The 19034-nt window shown below is 28.6% G+C and carries 13 protein-coding genes; 2 read left to right on the top strand and 11 right to left on the bottom strand.

The window, feature by feature from the left end; translation table 11 throughout:
- Positions 1-162: 162 nt before the first annotated feature.
- The 8 genes from O5Y44_RS04160 to O5Y44_RS04195 all read right to left on the bottom strand — a co-directional run bounded on the left by O5Y44_RS04160 (position 163) and on the right by O5Y44_RS04195 (position 10336).
- The gene (locus O5Y44_RS04160; protein ID WP_316447255.1) at positions 163-453 is read right to left on the bottom strand and encodes a bacteriocin immunity family protein; all 291 of its coding nucleotides are present in this window, start codon (positions 451-453) and stop codon (positions 163-165) included.
- Between the two features lie 16 nt (positions 454-469).
- Positions 470-592, bottom strand: coding sequence for a hypothetical protein (locus O5Y44_RS04165; protein WP_371465596.1), 123 nt, complete (start codon positions 590-592; stop codon positions 470-472).
- A gap of 811 nt (positions 593-1403) precedes the next feature.
- The gene (locus O5Y44_RS04170; protein ID WP_371465597.1) at positions 1404-2048 is read right to left on the bottom strand and encodes a VTT domain-containing protein; all 645 of its coding nucleotides are present in this window, start codon (positions 2046-2048) and stop codon (positions 1404-1406) included.
- 82 nt (positions 2049-2130) lie between these two features.
- Complete coding sequence (gene rho, locus O5Y44_RS04175) at positions 2131-3399, bottom strand: transcription termination factor Rho (protein ID WP_271964900.1); 1269 nt, start codon at positions 3397-3399, stop codon at positions 2131-2133.
- 169 nt (positions 3400-3568) lie between these two features.
- Positions 3569-4456 carry a DMT family transporter gene (locus O5Y44_RS04180; RefSeq protein WP_271964901.1) on the bottom strand — a complete coding sequence of 296 codons (888 nt, stop codon included), beginning with the start codon at positions 4454-4456 and terminating at the stop codon, positions 3569-3571.
- Positions 4457-4468: 12 nt separating this feature from the next.
- Entirely contained in the window at positions 4469-5797 is a 1329-nt protein-coding gene (locus tag O5Y44_RS04185; protein WP_271986894.1) for a hypothetical protein, read from the bottom strand.
- A gap of 5 nt (positions 5798-5802) precedes the next feature.
- Positions 5803-6618, bottom strand: coding sequence for a 6-phosphogluconolactonase (locus O5Y44_RS04190; protein WP_271964903.1), 816 nt, complete (start codon positions 6616-6618; stop codon positions 5803-5805).
- 79 nt (positions 6619-6697) lie between these two features.
- Positions 6698-10336 carry a UvrD-helicase domain-containing protein gene (locus O5Y44_RS04195; RefSeq protein WP_371465598.1) on the bottom strand — a complete coding sequence of 1213 codons (3639 nt, stop codon included), beginning with the start codon at positions 10334-10336 and terminating at the stop codon, positions 6698-6700.
- 195 nt (positions 10337-10531) lie between these two features.
- On the opposite strand from O5Y44_RS04195, the gene O5Y44_RS04200 reads away from it, so the two are divergent.
- Positions 10532-11380, top strand: coding sequence for a metallophosphoesterase (locus O5Y44_RS04200; protein ID WP_271964905.1), 849 nt, complete (start codon positions 10532-10534; stop codon positions 11378-11380).
- Positions 11381-11418: 38 nt separating this feature from the next.
- Here the strand turns inward: O5Y44_RS04200 and pepF are convergent, their stop codons facing one another.
- The 3 genes from pepF to O5Y44_RS04215 form a co-directional block, all read right to left on the bottom strand.
- Positions 11419-13221, bottom strand: coding sequence for an oligoendopeptidase F (gene pepF, locus O5Y44_RS04205; protein WP_271964906.1), 1803 nt, complete (start codon positions 13219-13221; stop codon positions 11419-11421).
- Positions 13222-13328: 107 nt separating this feature from the next.
- Complete coding sequence (locus O5Y44_RS04210; RefSeq protein ID WP_271986891.1) at positions 13329-13880, bottom strand: GNAT family N-acetyltransferase; 552 nt, start codon at positions 13878-13880, stop codon at positions 13329-13331.
- Between the two features lie 45 nt (positions 13881-13925).
- Positions 13926-14765, bottom strand: coding sequence for a sulfurtransferase (locus O5Y44_RS04215; protein WP_271964908.1), 840 nt, complete (start codon positions 14763-14765; stop codon positions 13926-13928).
- A 240-nt stretch (positions 14766-15005) separates the two neighbouring features.
- Here O5Y44_RS04215 and O5Y44_RS04220 point away from each other — a divergent pair, with 240 nt between their 5' ends.
- Positions 15006-18830 (top strand): pneumococcal-type histidine triad protein, encoded by a 3825-nt coding sequence (locus tag O5Y44_RS04220; RefSeq protein WP_371465600.1) that lies wholly within the window; start codon positions 15006-15008, stop codon positions 18828-18830.
- Positions 18831-19034 lie beyond the last annotated feature (204 nt).

Genomic DNA, 19034 nt, shown 5'->3' on the forward strand with positions numbered 1-19034 from the left:
TAAGGTTGTATACTAAATCCGGGGCTGGAATTTTTCCATGCCCCGGATTTAGTATACAACCAAAAAACCTAAGGAATGGAGTCCTTAGGTCTTTACTCTATGCAACATACTAACTAATTGCTTTATATACATATTTTACACTGTTTTCTTTGATTTTACAAATTATTTTTTTAATATAGAATCAAATAAATAAAATCCTATAGAATTATTAGTAAATCTACTAATTTTAGTCATAAAAATACAACCATTACTAGAAATACTTTTTTGTCGTGCTAAATAAGATAAAGCAGGTGCTAATTGAAATAAAACTGCTTCATAATATTCATTTTCTTTTTCAATTAACAAAATAGCTTTCTTATACAATTCTCTCTCTTTTATTCCAACCTCTTTATCTAATATCAAATTATATAAATCAGTTAAAATTTCTTCTTCTTTAGGAAAATAATTAAACATATAAAATTCCTAATAATTACCAATTAATAGTTGGTTCCAATGGTGAACCACCACCATCATTCGCAATAATAGTATACTGGGAAAAAGTAGTAACTTCTGTACTTCCTTTTGCATCAACTATATTAAAATTTAAAAACATACTACCTGATAATAAAACAAAAAATAATTTCTTTTTCATAATAATAGAACCTTCTTTCTGTTATTTTTTAGAAATTTTAACATTTTTTTCGATATTAGAAATAAATTATTAGATTTATTTTAAGGTAAAAAAATAAAAAATACAAGTCTTTTATTTAATTTTTTAAAATATTTGTTAAAACATCACTCTTTACACTCTGTCAAAATACTTTCTATTTCTTTTAATTCTTTTATAAACTTACTATCTTTATGCCCTATATATACAATCTTTCTTCTACTCTTGTCATTACTACATAAAGCAATCATCTTTCTTCTTCTACATTTGTTTCTAACAATACATTTTTATCTAACTTTTTCATAGTTTGCTTTATACAAATAAGGATAATTCTCATCTATATTCATTATAAATACATTTTTAAATTCAAGTCCCTTATATAATTAATTTAACTTTGAATTTATCTCCCTATCAAATTTGATAGATTGTTTTATTTTTTATATTTAGTTATCTTCATACTGGCAAGGGGCTGACTCAAAAGTCCTAAATTTTAACAAAATGTATATGATAATTCATAGACGCAGTGGTTTATTGATATCTAAATTCGCTTTATAAAAGCTTTTTAGATATCTAATAAACTGTGCGGGGGGACTCGACAAAATCGATTTCTACGAAATCACGATTTTTGAGTCACTCCCTTACTTTTTTGTATAACAAAATGTACAAATATTTCTTTTGTAACTACTTTCTTAATTAATAAAAAAATAATTAGTATGGATTTTTCTCATCCACACTAATTATTATACACCCTATTATTTTATGCTTTTTTTCTAGATTTAATTGCTCCAATAACTAATGGAATTAAGCTGATTAAAATAATAGCAATTACAACTACAGAGAAGTTGTTCTTAACAAATGGAATATTTCCAAAAAAGTACCCTACTGATACAAATAACGTACACCAACAAAGTCCTCCAAAGAAATCTATCAGTCTAAACTTAGAGTATTTCATCTTACCAGCTCCTACGATAAATGGCACAATCGTACGGATAATCGGGAAAAATCTAGCTAAGAAAATAGATTTTCCTCCATGTTTTGCTACAAAGTTTTCAGCATCTTTTATATTTTCATCAGACACAAATTTTTTAAACCATGCTTTACTCTTTAAGTAATCAGAAAAGTTTCTTCCGATAAAATAGTTACAATTATCTCCAATAACAGCAGCACTTACACATAAAAATAATAGTAAAAAGATATTATTGCCTGTTGCTGCCCATAGTGCTCCACTAGCAAATAATAATGAATCACCTGGTAAAAACGGCATGAATACAACACCAGTTTCGATAAAGATAATTAAAAATATTATCCCATACATCCACCATGGTCCATGTTGCATCATTAATTCACCAAGATGTTTGTCAATATGCAATACAAAATCAATTAAAAATTTAATTGTTTCCAATGTAATCCTCCTAAAATAAATATGTTCTATGAGATTATACCATAGAGAACATAACCTGTCTATTAATCATACAATCTAGAAATTAATCTCTTATAAATTTTTTCATTTCAGCAATGTAGTCAGCATTACTTTCATGTTTTCTAAGATGATTTAACACACCAATAGTTGGTTCACTAACATCTTCAAGTTTTCTACGAGTTTGCCATAATATTTTTACTTCATCTTCTGTTAGTAATAAATCTTCTTTTCTTGTAGAACTCTTCAAGAAATCAATAGCTGGATAAACTCTTCTTGAAGCTAATTCAGGCGATAATACTATCTCCATATTTCCAGTTCCTTTGAACTCTTCAAAAATTAAATCATCCATTCTAGAACCAGTATTAATCAAGGCAGTTGCTATTATAGTCAAGCTTCCTCCACCTTCTACGTTCCTTGCTGCTCCAAAGAATGCTTTTGGCTTATGAAGGCTTGATGGATCTACCCCTCCGCTTAAGACTTTACCACTACTAGGCTCAACAATGTTATAAGCACGAGCAAGTCTCGTTATACTATCCATAAGTATAATTACATCTTGACCAAGTTCTACACGACGTTTAGCATGCTCAATAACCAATTCTGCCACTTTGATATGATTTTCAGAAGTCTCATCAAATGTTGAACTTACAACATCTGCACCTCTTACAGATCTTTCCATATCAGTAACTTCTTCTGGTCTTTCATCAATTAAAAGGATAATTAACTTCTTATCAGGATAATTTTTTCTAATAGAATTTGCTATATCTTTTAATAATGTTGTTTTCCCAACTTTAGGCGGTGCAACAATCAATCCACGTTGACCAAATCCAATTGGCGCTACTAAGTCAACAAATCTTGTAGAAAGTTTCTCCTTAGTAGTCTCTAAAACAATTTTCTGATTCGGATAAATCGGTGTTAAAGCTTGGAAATGTGCTCTACCTTTTGCAACTTCTGCATCGACATCGTTAACCTTATCAACTTGAAGTATACCTGCATATCTTTCACCTTCACGAGGTTTACGAACCTTACCATAAACTTCATCACCTTTTTTCAGTTCGAAGCGACGAATTTGAGAAGCGGAAATATAAATATCTGTTTCTCCTTTTTTATAATCAACTGTTCTTAAAAAACCAAAACCATTTTCTGGATGAATATCGTCTAGAATACCAGAAGCATAGTAATGCTCTTCACTTACTGATTGTTTTTCTAAAATTGCTAATACTAATTCTTTTTTATTTAATGTATAATATCTTGGAACACCAAGTTCTTTAGCCAAAGCTGTAAGTTCTTTAGTATTCATACTTTTATACATTTCATCAAATTTTACGTTACTCATTTTTTTCCTTTCTCCATGTATCACATGGAAATTCATTCTAACATCAATATAAATCCTTGATTTTAATTAAATATTATCTTTAAAGTACATCAAGAACCTGAATAAATAACTCACACTAAATGTTATTTTCAAGTTCTTGTTATTTAATATTAAATTTTTCAACAACAATTTATCTCTTGCTAAGCACTACCACTGCAGATAAGATAAATGCAGCTCCGATTATATCTATTAGACCAAATGTTGTTCCTAATAATAAGAATGAAAAGACTATTGCTGCTATCGGCTCAAAACATCCGATTATACTCCCTGTAACAGCTCCAATCAATCTTACTCCTTCTAAATATAGTGAAAATGACATTATTGTTCCTACAATAACAACCCCCGTTATGCATAAAAAGTCCATAAGAGAAAAGTTTGAAGGTATATAGTTGCTACCTGTACCAAAATATACTACAGATCCTGCAATTAAAAGCCCCCAGGTCATTATCGGTATAACTCCATATTTCTTTGTTAAATTTACTGATGAAATATTATAACTAGCTAGTCCAAAAGCAGAAAATATTCCCCAAAATAACCCTAAAGTGGAAATATTTAATTTACTAAAGTCTAAATGCGTAGCCATAAGAACAGTCCCAAATAATGAGGATACTATTGCAACGACTTCACGAGGCAGCGGCCATCTTCGACTTATAATACAATAATAACTCATAATCATTACTGGTCCAGTAAACTGAATAACAGTTGCCATACCTGCATTAGTATACTTAATCGCTAAAAAAAATGTACCTTGACAAATAAGTAATCCTAAAAATGAAAAATTTAATAATCTTAAAATATCTTTTTTATCCGAAAATACATTCATCAAGCTTTTCTTATCTTTTAAGAATAAAATAATTACTAGAACTATACCTGAATAAAATAGTCTATTGGAAATTACCCAAGTTGAATCTATTTTAGAAATATTAAGTAAATACTCACCTAATACTCCAGATAATCCCCAACATGTAGCTCCTAACAGAGTAAGAATGGCACCTTTTTTCATAGTACTTTTTTCCATAACTACACTCTCCTAATGATCAAATAACTTCAGACTTGAACTTACAATTTTGTTAGATTTCTCTAATACTTCATTATAATTCTCATCTTTGGATAATAAGATACTAGTAAATAATGTAATCATATTATTTTGAGCTACCATCATGTTTCCACAAGTATAAAACTTAGCATCGAGTTTATTGGTAACATAACCGAATGGTGAATACCAGAAACCATAACCAACATTATAATTTTCATCAAAAAATTTCTTCGCAACACTTTCAGGATATCCTTTTATTATTGGCATCGGATATAGAAGGCTAAGTGATTTAATTGCCTTTTGAGAATCTTCTACTTTTGCATTTAAAACTGAAAACACATCTAGTTTTTTCCCCATCAAAGTCTTATCGTCATATACTCTAAATTCACTTTCAAATTGAGATTCAAAATTCTCTTTATATTCATGAATAATTTCTTCTTCATCAAACATAATTGAGTAATCATTATTAAATAAATTTTCTTTTTTTAAGTAAAGATGTGCTTTTAAATCTTTATCTGTATAATCTAATGAAATTAATGGATTTGTCGTGATGAATAAACTCTTTTTTGATTCAAATGCTATAAAATATCTATTTCTACTCAACAGGTATTTAGTTATTGCTCCTAGTGAAGTATTATTTTCTAATAATATTAAATTTTTTCTTGATAGTACTATACGTTTAAGTTCTTCTTTTTCAATTTGAAGAAGAGCTTTTCTAATGTTTTCTTGCCAAAGTTCCGGATAAATCTCTCTAACTACCGATATTTTGGGATCGTTAGAAATCTCATTATCATCATCAAGCTTGCTTAAAAATGAGATTCTCTCCGTCCATATTTCCGAAAACTCTTTTTCTTCCTTCATATTAAAGAACAATGTTATAAAAACTTCTTCACCTTTAAAAACAGCAAGTATTCCAGGAACTACAAATGATGTATCACTAAAATCTACCCATTCCTGACTGTTCTTGTTATTTCCATCTGAAATACCACCATAGATTCCAAAATACTCATCATCGTGTTCATCAATTTCTAAAACTGTTACCTGCGCTTTTAATTCCTCAAACCCAGATAAAATACTACTGTTATCAAAACTAGTTAGAAAATCATTAGAATCAAGTAACCATGTTGCTTCATAACCTATACCGATTATAGATGTTTTAGTATCTGGTGTTCTTATAATAAATCTTTCACCTTTTTTTGGCGAAAACAGACTGATAAACTGATCTTCACTAAATGTTTTCTTTAGTTTGAATTTTACAACAAGCTTATCATCAAGAACCGTATCACTAAAATCATAATCTATAATTCTCTGATAATCATTCATACTTATTACCTATCCTTTTTTTTCTCCTCATTTTGAAGTCTTTCTTCACGTTCTTTAATTTCCAATTTTTTTTGTCTTTGTTTTATTAATCTATTTACCTCTTCTTCTGATTTATAACTTGCTTCTTTATCAGTAAAAATAAATAAATTTTTGTGATTATTCAAAATTGATAGTATCGTTTTATTTTCTGATTCCTCATTTTCAAATAATTCTGCTATGTATTTTCTCTTGTCATTACCTAAAACTACAACAAATAAATTTCTAGCAGACATTAAGTTTTCATATCCAATGCTTATTAATTTATTACCTTTGATTTCCATACCTGCTTGTTGTAATTGAGATTTTTCTTCTTCTGAAAATTCAACAATATGAAGGTTTTTATTTACCTCATCAGCAAAACGGTAATCAAGTATTCCCCCATCAGATCCTAAGAAAACTACCGCAACATCTATTGGATTTTCTTCTAATACCTCTTTATAACTATTTAAATCTTCTTCACATTCATTACTATTTAGTGCTTGTGGATAATAAATGTTTTTAGCTTCTAAATCTAACTTTTTAAATAGCTCATGTCTTGCATATCTATATAATCCAAATTTCTCTTCAATATCAATATCAGCAAATTCACGTTGACCTAATAATATAACATGTTTATAGCGATATTTCCCTGTTTGATTATCATCTATCATTCTATTCGTAAATTGTGTATTAATAATATTTTCAGGCAAGCAAATAACTGCACCATCCTCAAGATTTTTTTCAAACTCATCATACATTCTATTTAGAACTGCTGTTTCACTGTTACAAACTATATATTTCATGTTTTCACCTCCATATAGTAATTATTCAAATTACTTTCTATTATATCATATTTATCCCTTACTAACAACGTCATAGATTTTACTCAACTTCTATCAGTTTAGAAAGTACATAAGAATAAACATATGTTTTAATATTTTTTAATTGATAATATTCCGCTACCGCTTCTTTATATATTCTTAGTTGCTCCTTGTGTCTTTCACGTAAAATATCTTCCCCAGTTTTACTAGTCACATAGTCAGTCTTATAATCAACGATAATAGCTTCATCATCAGATATCTTAATAAATAAATCGACTACCCCTTGAAGTATTACATCTATTTCACTATCACTTTCACTGTATAGTTCTTTGGCTTTTTTCGCAGTGGTAAATGCTATTTCAGTTTGACAAAATTGACAATTATTAATAATATCCATTAATTTATTATTAATAAAGTTACCTATTCTTTCTATGTCATCTTTATTATTTATATTATTAAACTCTTCTTCTGTTAATATTCTACTCTCTTTAATATTTTTAAATAAATCATCTGTTTTCTTTAAATTATTTAGATAAGCTTCCACATCATTAATTTCGACACCTGATTTAATATCATTAACTATTTTTTCAAAAAGTTTATGAACAATATTACCCCTAAGTATTGCTTTACTTGTAGATGTCGAACTTTTCAATGTATTTAACTCTAGATAACCTCTTTTTTCTTTTTTGAAGTTTATATTATTAACACCATTAATTTTTTTCAAGGCACTGTATGAGGTTTTCGTTGGAAACACCTTATGTTTAATCTTATCTTCTTCAATTTCTTCGGTAGTATGTTGTTTTAATTCAAACTTTTCATAAAAATCTGCTAGGTCAAAGTCTAGACTAGCTTCTTGTTCTTGAATCGATGGAACAACTTCATGAGCTTCAAATTTTGCATCACGCTCATTTTCAAAACTAAACCCTTCTTCATAATCACTCAGTAAGTTATTTAATATAGTTTCAAAGTTTTCATCTTCTAATATAGCTTGAAAGAGAGACTTATCCTTTGCCTTCTCATTATTTAATTCTATTCCACTTGAACTTACAAGATACAATGTATTTTTAGCTCGAGTTAGTGCCACATATAGGTTACGAATTTCTTCTTCTCTTTCTCGTAGTTTTATCAAAATACTATTTAACTTATATAATTCGTTTAATTCTGTTAGTCTAGAATTGTTTAGACCGAAACTTTGAGCTATAGTCTCAGCATTAAGACTTAATCCAAAAGTCTCTGTGAATAACCCTTCTCCTGTATAACCTCTTTTACTAAATGAAGTATCAAGATCAGCGACAAATACTTCTTTATACTCTAATCCTTTAGAAATATGAATTGTTGATAAGGTAACACTATCATTTGGTGTTCTTTTCTTAGTTTCAAATACCTCTTCATTTTTTATATTTTTCAAATGCCTAATTAAACCAGATAGTTTATTATCAATTTTCTGATATTCATTTACAACATCTACAAAATTCTCGAAATAATCAATTTCTTCGTCATTTACACCTATTGTAACTAAATAATTTTTAAAATCAGTATCTAGAGATATACATTCTATTAAAGTCGGTAAAGAGTTATTCAAACTAAAATTCAACCATTTTTTTAATAGATTTGTAGTCTGACTATCTTTTTTATTTTCACTATTTGTTAACTTCTCAAAAAGATTTTTTCCTTTTTGTAATGATACTCTCAATAAGTCATCATTACTATAATCAAAGATCTCAGTATGCAAAATGGCTAATAAACTAGCATCTCTATTAGTATTATCAATAAATCTAAGAATGTTATACAATATATTAAAACAATTAGATTCAGTAAATCCAACTTTTTCTTTAAAAAATAATGGAATATTGTAATTGCTAAATATTTCTTTAAAACTAGACATTTTTGTACTATTTCTAACTAAAACAGCATAATCACTATATTTCCTTCCATTCTTTATCCCTTGCGAAATCTCATATACAATATTTTCTATAGATTGTTCCCTATAATCTTTTTTATTTTCTACTATTTCTCCTGTAAAATAGTTCACCTTACCATTTATTAACTTAGTTGGAATAATTTCTGTATCTTGTCGCTCTTTTGCTTCTGGATAATAAAGGGCGCTATCTTCATCATAGCTCACACCAGCATTCTTATTTCCCATCAATCTATTGAATACAAAATTACTAGATTTCAATATATTCTCATCACTTCTGAAGTTTTCTTTTAATACTACACAAACACCTTCAGAATCATCTTCAAATGAATATTCCTCATTTACACTATAGTTATCAATTTCCAATTTTCTATAACTATTATACTTTTGTTCAAAAAGATCTGGATTAGAACCCCTAAAACCATAAATTGCTTGCTTAACATCTCCTACTCTAAAGAAGTTCACACCTTCTCCTCTTATTAGGTTTAGAATATATTCTTGTAAATTATTATTATCTTGATATTCATCTACATATATTTCATAAAAATATTCTCTATAATAATTTGCTGCTTCACTTGGGATAATCTCACCATTCTCTTCTTTAGTTAAAGCCTTAATAGCAAGATGGTTTAAATCAGAGAAATCTAAAAAATTGTTTTCTCTTTTTCTTTTAATAAAATCATTATGTAATTTCTTAAGAACTTTTGTAATAGTTCCTGATAACTCAGTCATTTTTTCTATGGTTTTAAAATAATTAATGTAATCATTAAGGTCAGTTTGTATACTTGCTAATGTCGCTGTGTCATATACACTGTCTTCAACTTCTAATTGTTTATTTAGTTTCTCAATAATAACTTCAATTTCCTCAAGATTCTCTTGATTACTCTTCGATGTTTCTTCATCTTGTTGAAGATATTTTATGATCTTTTCTTTCTTATCAACATCTAAATTAACAAGAGAAATAAAATCTATATCGTACTGTTTTTTAGAATTTTCTAGATATTTTTTAATATAAAAACAAAAATCAGATGCTATTTTTATATTTTCTACTGTAGTTAATTCATCTACTCTACTAAATTTATCAAGAATTTCTTTATTATCAATAGCAAGTTTATCTTCATAAAGAGAATTAAATTTTCCAAAATCTTCTTCTAAATATTTTTGAAAATTAGGTATATTTAAAAGCTTATAGTATATATCAATAATAAAAGAAGTTATATTTTGTTTAGAGCCAAAAACTGTAAACAATAAATCTGTACTACTAGAATCATCTTTAACCAATTCTTCTAGTACGTTTCCTATTGTTTCACTCAATAATCCTTTACTATTTGCTAATATACCAAAGTTAGGCGATAAATATTTAATTTGATTATCAATTTTTTCCTCTACAAGATAATAGAATTTTTTCAATACATTTAGACAAAAGCTGTCAATAGTACTAACATAAGCATCATTCATTAGCATTCTCTGCTTTCTAAGGAACAATAAATCCTCTTCTTTATTTGTTGAAAGCAATCTTTCACTAATTTTATCTTCTATCCTTACTATCATATTTTTAGCAGCAGCGGTAGTAAATGTTAAGACTAATAATCTATCAATATCCCATCTTTTTGTCGCTACTTTTCTTGCTATCCTTTCAGAAAGAACCTCTGTCTTACCACTTCCAGCTGCGGCAGCAACAAGAATATCAGCTCCTGTAATGGCTATAGCTTGCCACTGTGGTGGTGTCGGTGGATACTTCCTAGAAGCGGCTATATTATCAATCTTTTCAATATTTATCATACAAATTTCCTCTAATTTCATATTAATAATCACTTTATATTTTAACATACTTTAAGCATTATGGTATAATGTTTTAAGATAGTAAGACATTTATTTAAAATTATATTTTTATACTGTTTCTACACAGTCGTAATTATAAAATAATATTATAAATAAACATTACTTTTTCTTAAATTTTTATAATAGGTGGAATAGATGAATCGAAAATTTTTGGTACTAGCTCCTATTCTAGCAGCTAGTTCTATAATTAAACAAAATAAAAAACTAAAAGTAACTAAAACTACACTTGATTTTAATAATCTTCCCGATTCTTTTAATAATTTTAAAATTGCCCAAGTGAGCGATATTCACTGCGATAAAGTTGGATTAAGTGACTTATCCTTCTTAAGTAAAATCAAAAAATTTGCACCGAATATTATTGTAATTACTGGAGATATTTTAGATAGTTATAAAAATGATATGGATGTAGCTTATAATATCTTAAGCCAACTTTCTGTAATTGCCCCTTGTTATTTTATATCAGGTAATCATGAACTTAGGTTGCCTAAAGAATATGCTGAGTTAAAAGTTATGTTATCAAAACTTAAAATTACCCACTTACACAATGAAAGTATTCTTCTTAATCGTAATCAAGATTTTATAAATCTAGTTGGTGTAGAAGATTATAATTTTTTCAAAAATGAAGATAACTTAAATCACCGTGCAAACTTCAAGAAAACATTAGACAATCTATATTCCTCAGAATATTTCAACATCTTGTTGTCACATCGTCCCGAGAAATTTCCAATCTATGCAGAAGCAAAATATGATCTGATTTTTTCAGGACATGCCCATGGTGGCCAATGGAGAATTCCGTTTATAGGAGGTATTTTCTCACCTAGTCAAGGATTCTTTCCAAAATACACAAGTGGTTGTTACACAAAAGACAGTTCGACATTGATTGTTTCGCGTGGTCTAGGAAATAGCTCGTTTCCTATAAGAATAAACAATAGAATTGAATTGGTATTAGTTACAATAAAAAAAAGAGAGATTCAAAAATCGTGATTTTTTAAAATCCGATTTTGAATCTCTTATATTATTTATTAGAAATATAATTTCTCAAATTTTTCTATTTTTTCTTCAAAATCTTGAAGCGCCAATTCAATTGCATCTGGTTTAGACATATCTACACCAGCATTTTTTAATACTTCTATTGGATAATCCGAGTTTCCTTTTGAAAGGAATTCATCTATGTAAACTTTAGCATTTTTACTATCTTCTAGTATTAATTTTGATAATGCTTGTGCTGCAGAATAACCAGTAGCATATTGATATACGTAGTAATTATAGTAGAAGTGTGGAACTCTTGACCACTCATATTTTATATCTTCATCGTAAGTAAATACATCACCATAGTATTTTTTCACCACATTGAAATATTCAGTATTTAAATATTCTGCTGTTATAGCCCCCCCGTTTTGAAGTTGTTGGTTTATTTTGTGTTCGAACTCTGCAAATTGAGTTTGTCTATATACTGTACCAACAAACCCACTTAACGCTTGGTTAAGGACACGCAGCATTCCATTTTTGTTACCTTCTTTTTCAAATTTATTGTATAGATATTCTGTTAACAATGCTTCATTACAAGTTGATGCTACTTCTGCAACAAAGATTGAATAATTTCCATAAACATATGGTTGGTTTTTTCTAGTATAGTACGAGTGCATTGAATGACCTAATTCATGTATAAGTGTGTACACATCATTTAACGTTCCATCAAAATTTAATAGAATAAATGGTTTTGTAGTGTAACCTCCCCATGAATACGCCCCTGAACGTTTTCCTTTATTAGGATAAATATCTATCCAACGTTCTGTAAATGCTTTTCTCATATCATTAACATATTCTTCACCCATTGGTTTTACAGCTTCAAGTACTATATCACGAGCTTCTTCAAATGTAAATTTAATCGGCTCTCCTTTTACCATTGATACTGATCTATCATATAATCTAAAATCTTCAAGTCCTTTGGCTCTCTTATGTAACTCGTAATATCTTTGTAAAGCTGGAATTTTTTTATTAACTACAGATACTAAATTATCATACACTTCCTCTGGTATTAAATTGTTAGATAATGCATTATTCCTTGTTGATGTATATTTATAAACATCAGCATAATATTTTTTTCGTTTTAAATTTCCACCTAATGTAGATGCCAATGTATTATTATGCTTTTTAAAATAGTTATATAGAGAATGGAATGTATTTTTTCTAAGAACTCTATCTGTACTTTCCATATATGTACCATATGTTCCATGTGTTAAAGTATGTTTATTTCCATCTTTATCTTCAACTGGCTCAAATTCAACATCTGCATTATTTAATGCTGAAAAAGTTTCATCACTAGCATTTAGTGCTTCTCCAGCCATTGCTATTATTTTTTCTTGTTCTGGATCCAGAGTATGACGACGTTTTTTATTAATTTTTTCTAATTCAAATCTATAAACTTTTAACTCATCTAATTCTTCTACGTATCCTAATAGTACATCCTCATCAATTGAAAGAAGTTCAGGTTTTAAAAATGACCACTCTGCATAAAACTTAGAATTTAAATTCATTGTTTTAGCATATAATTCACCATATTCAGCATTCGTACTATCTTGGTCTTTTCTAAGAAATGCATAAATTGTTAATTGTTCGACTTTTAACATCATATCTTCTTCAGCTTTAAAAACTTCTAGAAGAGCTTTAGCACCTTCTTTAACCTTACCTTTATAACTTTGTATTTGTGGTATTAATTCTTCCACTTCTTTAAATTGATTCCAAAAATCTTCATTTGTTTTAAAAATTGATTCTAAATCCCATGTATTCTCAACTTTTTGATCTTTTCTTAATAGTTCAACCATCTTATTTCTCCTTATGTCTAATACATAATCTTAATTATATCACATATTTTAGCAATTTGGTAATATATATTTTTAAAACTGTGTTAAATTTTCAGAAAATAGATGTGTTATTTTGTTTTAATTAGATGATCATAATTCTCATGTCCTATATAAATCTCGCAATCTTTATAGAACCCATAACTTTCATATAGTTTTCTTACTCTAATATTCGATTGAGCAACATTTAAACTTAATAAAGTATTACTGCTATTGACAAAATTTGTTAATAATTTATTCCCAACACCTTCTCCTCTATACTCAGAAAAAACATATAGTGTATCTAAATAAAACTCTTTTTCCAATACTTCATTATAATCAAATATAATGTCATCTTGTTTTAAATTAAATTTCTTAACAACCTCATTAAACCAGAATTTTTTCATCTTTTCTACTTCATTATAGTGATAAGAAAATGAGAATCCTTTTATTTTTCCATCATTTTCATAAACCATGCAATTTTTATAACTAAATCTATCATCTTCTGACAGAAATACAAATTTTAGAATGTCTTGGATTTTTACTATAGAATAATTCTTCAATATGTCGATTTCTAAAGATTCAATAAACTCCTGCAATCCTTCTAATACCTTTATATCATCTTTTATTGCTTTTCTAATCATTATTTGTATCCTTCCATTACTTAATAATTATTAAAGAAGCATCTACTATTCAACTTCGCCAACATTAGCATATCTAGCAAATGAAGGTTCATAGTTTCTTACATTAAACCCTAATTCTTCTAATATTACAGCTACATAAGAAGCTCGTACTCCAGTTGTACAATACGTAATTTGTAGTTTATCCTTATCTAAACCTTTTTCATTTACATATTTTTCTAACTCTTCTCTAGATTTTACAAATCCTTCTTCATCAACTAAAGAATTAAACGGTAAAGAGATTGCACCAGGAATATGGCCAGCTTTATTTTCACCGTAAATTACGCGACCATTAAATTCAACTTCTAATCTAGTATCTATAATTTGTACATCATTACTTCCTAATTTTGATAATAATTCATCTGTAAATATAGCTTTTTCGTTTTGAGTTGCTTCGCTACGAACTACATCGCTAACATCTAATCTATCTTCAGTCGGCTCATAATTCTTATTAAACCCTAATTTTTCAACTTGTTTAAAGCCACCGTCAATAAATTTAACTTTATCAAATCCAGCATAATTGAATGTATAAACTACTCGTGCTTCATCTCCAAATCCTTGTTCTGGCATTGTAAAACCATAGACTAACACTTCAGAATCAGCATTAATACCAAGCTTAGAAAAAATTTGTTCATAGTTATCTTTTGATAACAATTTACCTAAATTCTCTCCTCCAAATTCATCTAATAAACTTATATCAGTCCAGTCAACAACCACTGCCTTATCATACATCAACGCACCTTCTTCAAGCATTCCACCACGTGCATCGATAACTACTATATCTTCATTAGTTCTATTATTTAATAAATACTCAGCATCAACTAGTTTTTCAAAATCAAATTGTGTCATAAGTACCCTCCTCTAAAATTTAATTTTCAATTTATTATAACATAAATATTATTGAAAAAATATAATTTAATTCGTTATCAAATCGATGTGAATTAGTATTACAAAAATATAATATAAAATTCAATTTCCTCAAATATTTCTTACAATCCATAAATCGTAAACATTTTTATTTACAACCTATATGAAACATGTTATAATAAATCGGAATTGTTTTGAATTGAAAATTTAAGGAGAAAATATATGAACAAGAAAAAAATGATTATTACTAGTGCCTGTGGTTCACTTGTAATCGGACTATCAGCCTTTGCTGGTTATGAATACGGAAGACAACAAGCATATGAAACAACACCTCTAGTACAAAATACAGCACAAGCAAAGAAAATTAATTACTCAGATAAGGTTAGTTCAGTCGTGGTTAGTGAAATCACTGACGATGGATATGTGACACTTCACGGTGATCATAGTCACTATGAAAAAGGATTAGTCCCTTATAACGCTAAAATTCTTGATTCACTAGTTTATAAAAATAAAGATTATAAATTAAAAGATGAAGACATTCAATATGAACTTGCAGAAGGTTATGTTATAAAAGTTAACGGTAAATATTACTACTATCCTAAAGAAGGAATAAACCAAAGTAATATTGTCGATGAAAAAACTGCTAAAGAAATCTCAGCTCATGCACATCACCATCACCATGGAGAAGCTAATGAATCTAAAGAGAGCGGAGATCACTATACATTTAACCCTAAAGATATCGTAAGTGAAACTGCAGATGGTTATGTAGTCCGTCATGGCGATCATTTCCACTATATTAAGAAAAGCGAGCTATCAAGTTCTCAATTATCACAAGCAAGCAAAGTAGAAACTAACAGTTCGTTACCAGCATCAACTGCAGGAATAACTACTCCAACAAGCGATGGATATATCTTTAAAGGTGAAAATGACATCATAGGAAAAAATAGTTTTGGATTTATAGTTAAACACGGTAGTCACCAACACATAATACCTTATTCTCAACTAGTAGGTACAAAATGGGAATACTTAGTAAATAACACTGAAGCTCCAGCAACTACTACAAATACTAATACAACTGTAGTAAATACACCGAAAAGTAATATAGTAAATGACAGTCACCATGATCATCATGAACATTCATCAGATCACGAAGATTCAGATGGATATAAATTTAATCCTAAAGATATTGTAAGTGAAGATGAAAATGGTTATACAGTACGTCATGGAGATCACTTCCACTACATTCCTAAAAACAAAGTAGAAAAACCTGTAGAGGTAGTTAAACCAACTCCGGTTGTTCCTACACCTTCTTTACCTGAAGTGAATAAAGTGGAAAAACCAGTGGAGAATGTTAAACCGTCTCCAGTTATCCCAGTACCTTCTTTACCTGAAGTGAATAAAGTGGAAAAACCAGTGGAGAATGTTAAACCATCTCCAGTTATCCCTACTCCTTCTTTACCTGAAGTGAATAAAGTAGAAAAACCAGTGGAGAATGTTAAACCGTCTCCAGTTATTCCTGCTCCTTCTTTACCTGAAGTGAAAAAAGAAGATAATAAAAAAGATAATGTTACAGAAGTAAAACCTAGCGTTTTATCATTCGCTGGAGTTCAATTTAAAACTAGTGATGGTTTTGTATTAGATGAAAATACAGTAGGTACTCCTACATCATTAGGATTAGTTATTGATCACAATGGACACCAACACTTCGTTTATTATAAACAATTAGTAAATTCTAAATTTGAAAAACTAATCCCTCAAAAATATTTAGAACAAGCTAAAAAAGAATATAAAGAATTAGAAGATAAAGTAACTGAAAAAATAAACTACTTAACAAGTAAAAATAATATTGATAAAAATACTATTAAATATGTTTCTACAGCAAAAGGGGATGCTCTTTCTTACAATGGAACAACTACACTTTTAGATGAAATAAATTCTGATAATAATGTTGCAACTCAACCTAAAGAGACTCCAAAAGCAGAAAATAAACAACCTGAAAGTAAGTCTGATAATAATAATAATAATAATAATGTTGCAACTCAGCCTAAAGAGACTCCAAAAGCAGAAAATAAACAACCTGAAAGTAAGAATGAAACTTATTCTGAAGAAGTTACTAAAAAAATTAACCATTTAGCAAAAATATTAGGTATCAATCCTAAATTAATTAAATTAGTAGAAACTGAAAATGGACAAGCATTAACTTATCCTCATGGTGATCACAGCCACACAGTGTTACTTAATGCAATTCATGTTGATGAGACTGAAGTAAATATTACTGATGAAATTCAAAAACAAATTAATTATATCGCTGAGGTTTATGGAGTACCAAAAGAAGCTGTTAAAGTTACAAAAGACTTCTTTGTATTTAACGAGCCTGCTCACGCATATGATCCAACTCATATTCATCCATACTTAATACCTCGTGATAAATTCCATATTCCTGAGGTTACAGGCGACGATGAAGTTGATTTCGAAAATGAATTACTTGCTTTATCAAAACGTACAGGAATTCCTGCTGATAAGATTAAACGAGATGGTGACAAATTTGTAATCCCTCATGGTGATCACGATCATTTCGTTAAAATCCTATCTAAAGGAGCAGATATTTACTATAAAAATAGAATTCCTAATATAACTGGAACTTATGTTGCTGGTGATTTTGACAAAGAAGCTGTATTTAAACACATTGATGAACTAAAAGCAAATAATATTGCTAAACATAGTAATGATAAAAAACAAGCAAATCGTGTTAATCGTGCATTAGATCAGTTACGTGCGACAATTGAAGAATTACCAACTAACTCTACCAAAGGTTACCTAGAAATGTTAGATAACTTCGATAAAAAATACATTCAAGAAGAAACAAATGCTGATACTTCTAAAAATGATGAATTTGTTAAAAAATATAATACTTTATTAAACCGTATTAAAGATAACGATATTGAAAAGTACAATCTTTCAAAAGTAGAGTTAACTAATGAATTAAACATAGCTAGTGAAAACAAAGATGTTAATACTTTAAACAAAATCAATCACTTATTAGATGAATTACAAAAATTTGAAGACCGTGAAAGTATTACTACAGTAAGTTATATAAAATATTTCTTAGAAAACATTGATAGTGACAAGATTGATAATAAACTACGTGAGGAACTTTCTTCACTTGTAAAAGATTCTTACGAATCTCAAGCATTTATAACAAGAACACCAATGAGAACACTTGTTACAAGACTTATCAATGCGAAAAATGCTCTTCATTATGCCCTTGAGCATAACACAAGTACTCAACCTGAATTTGGTGAAAACTATAATAAACTAAATGTAAAAGATGAAGATGGTATGACACTTCGTTCATCTGCAGATCAGTTCGCTAAAGAAGCAAATGATCCATCATTCCCACTTGAATTTTCTAAAGCAAATTATGATAACGCAGATTTCGAAAAATATGCAGGTAAAAAAGATGAAACTAATAATTCATCATCAAATAATGAAAGTAATAAAGAAGAAAATAACTCTACAACTAGTGAAAATAATAAGGTAGATAGTACACCAAGTGGTGAAACTAATACACCTAAAGATGAAAACACAACAAGTACTGAAAACAACACACCTAAAGATGAAAACACAACAAGTACTGAAAACAACACATCTGAAGACGAAAGTACAACAGAAACTAAAAAAGTTGAACTTACTCCAGAAGAATCTGCAAAATTAAACTTACTTGCTGGTATCTTTAGACTTTCTCCAGATAGTATGAATGTAATAGAAACACCATATGGAAAAGCTGTTAATTTCAACCTTGGTGGGAAAAATGAAACAATCTTAATTAACGATATAGATAAGTTATTAGCTGCCCTAGTTTCAAGCGCTAAACCAAAAGAAACTTCAGAAACAAATAACGAAAATAGTACAACTCTTAACGCAGAAAAAGAAGTTTCAAATTCTGAAAACAACACAACTTCAAATGACAATAAAGATAACACTAACGAAGAAACAACAACATCAAAATCTGAAAATACTACAGAGAAAACAGCCGAAGAAAAATAAATTAATTTCTAAAAATACTTGACAACAAAGCTTATCATAGAGTAAAATTAATTTAAATAAATATATATAATTTGATTATAGACATGTTTTAATCTAAAAACTTTTCCAGAGAGAGTACATTGGCTGAAAGTACTTATTGTTTATTTTAAAATTCTACTATAAATAATATCAAATATAATTTTTTAAGAATCTTTAAGATTGAAT

Source organism: Gemella sp. 27098_8_155 (assembly GCF_041433725.1).
GTDB lineage: Bacteria > Bacillota > Bacilli > Staphylococcales > Gemellaceae > Gemella > Gemella haemolysans_D.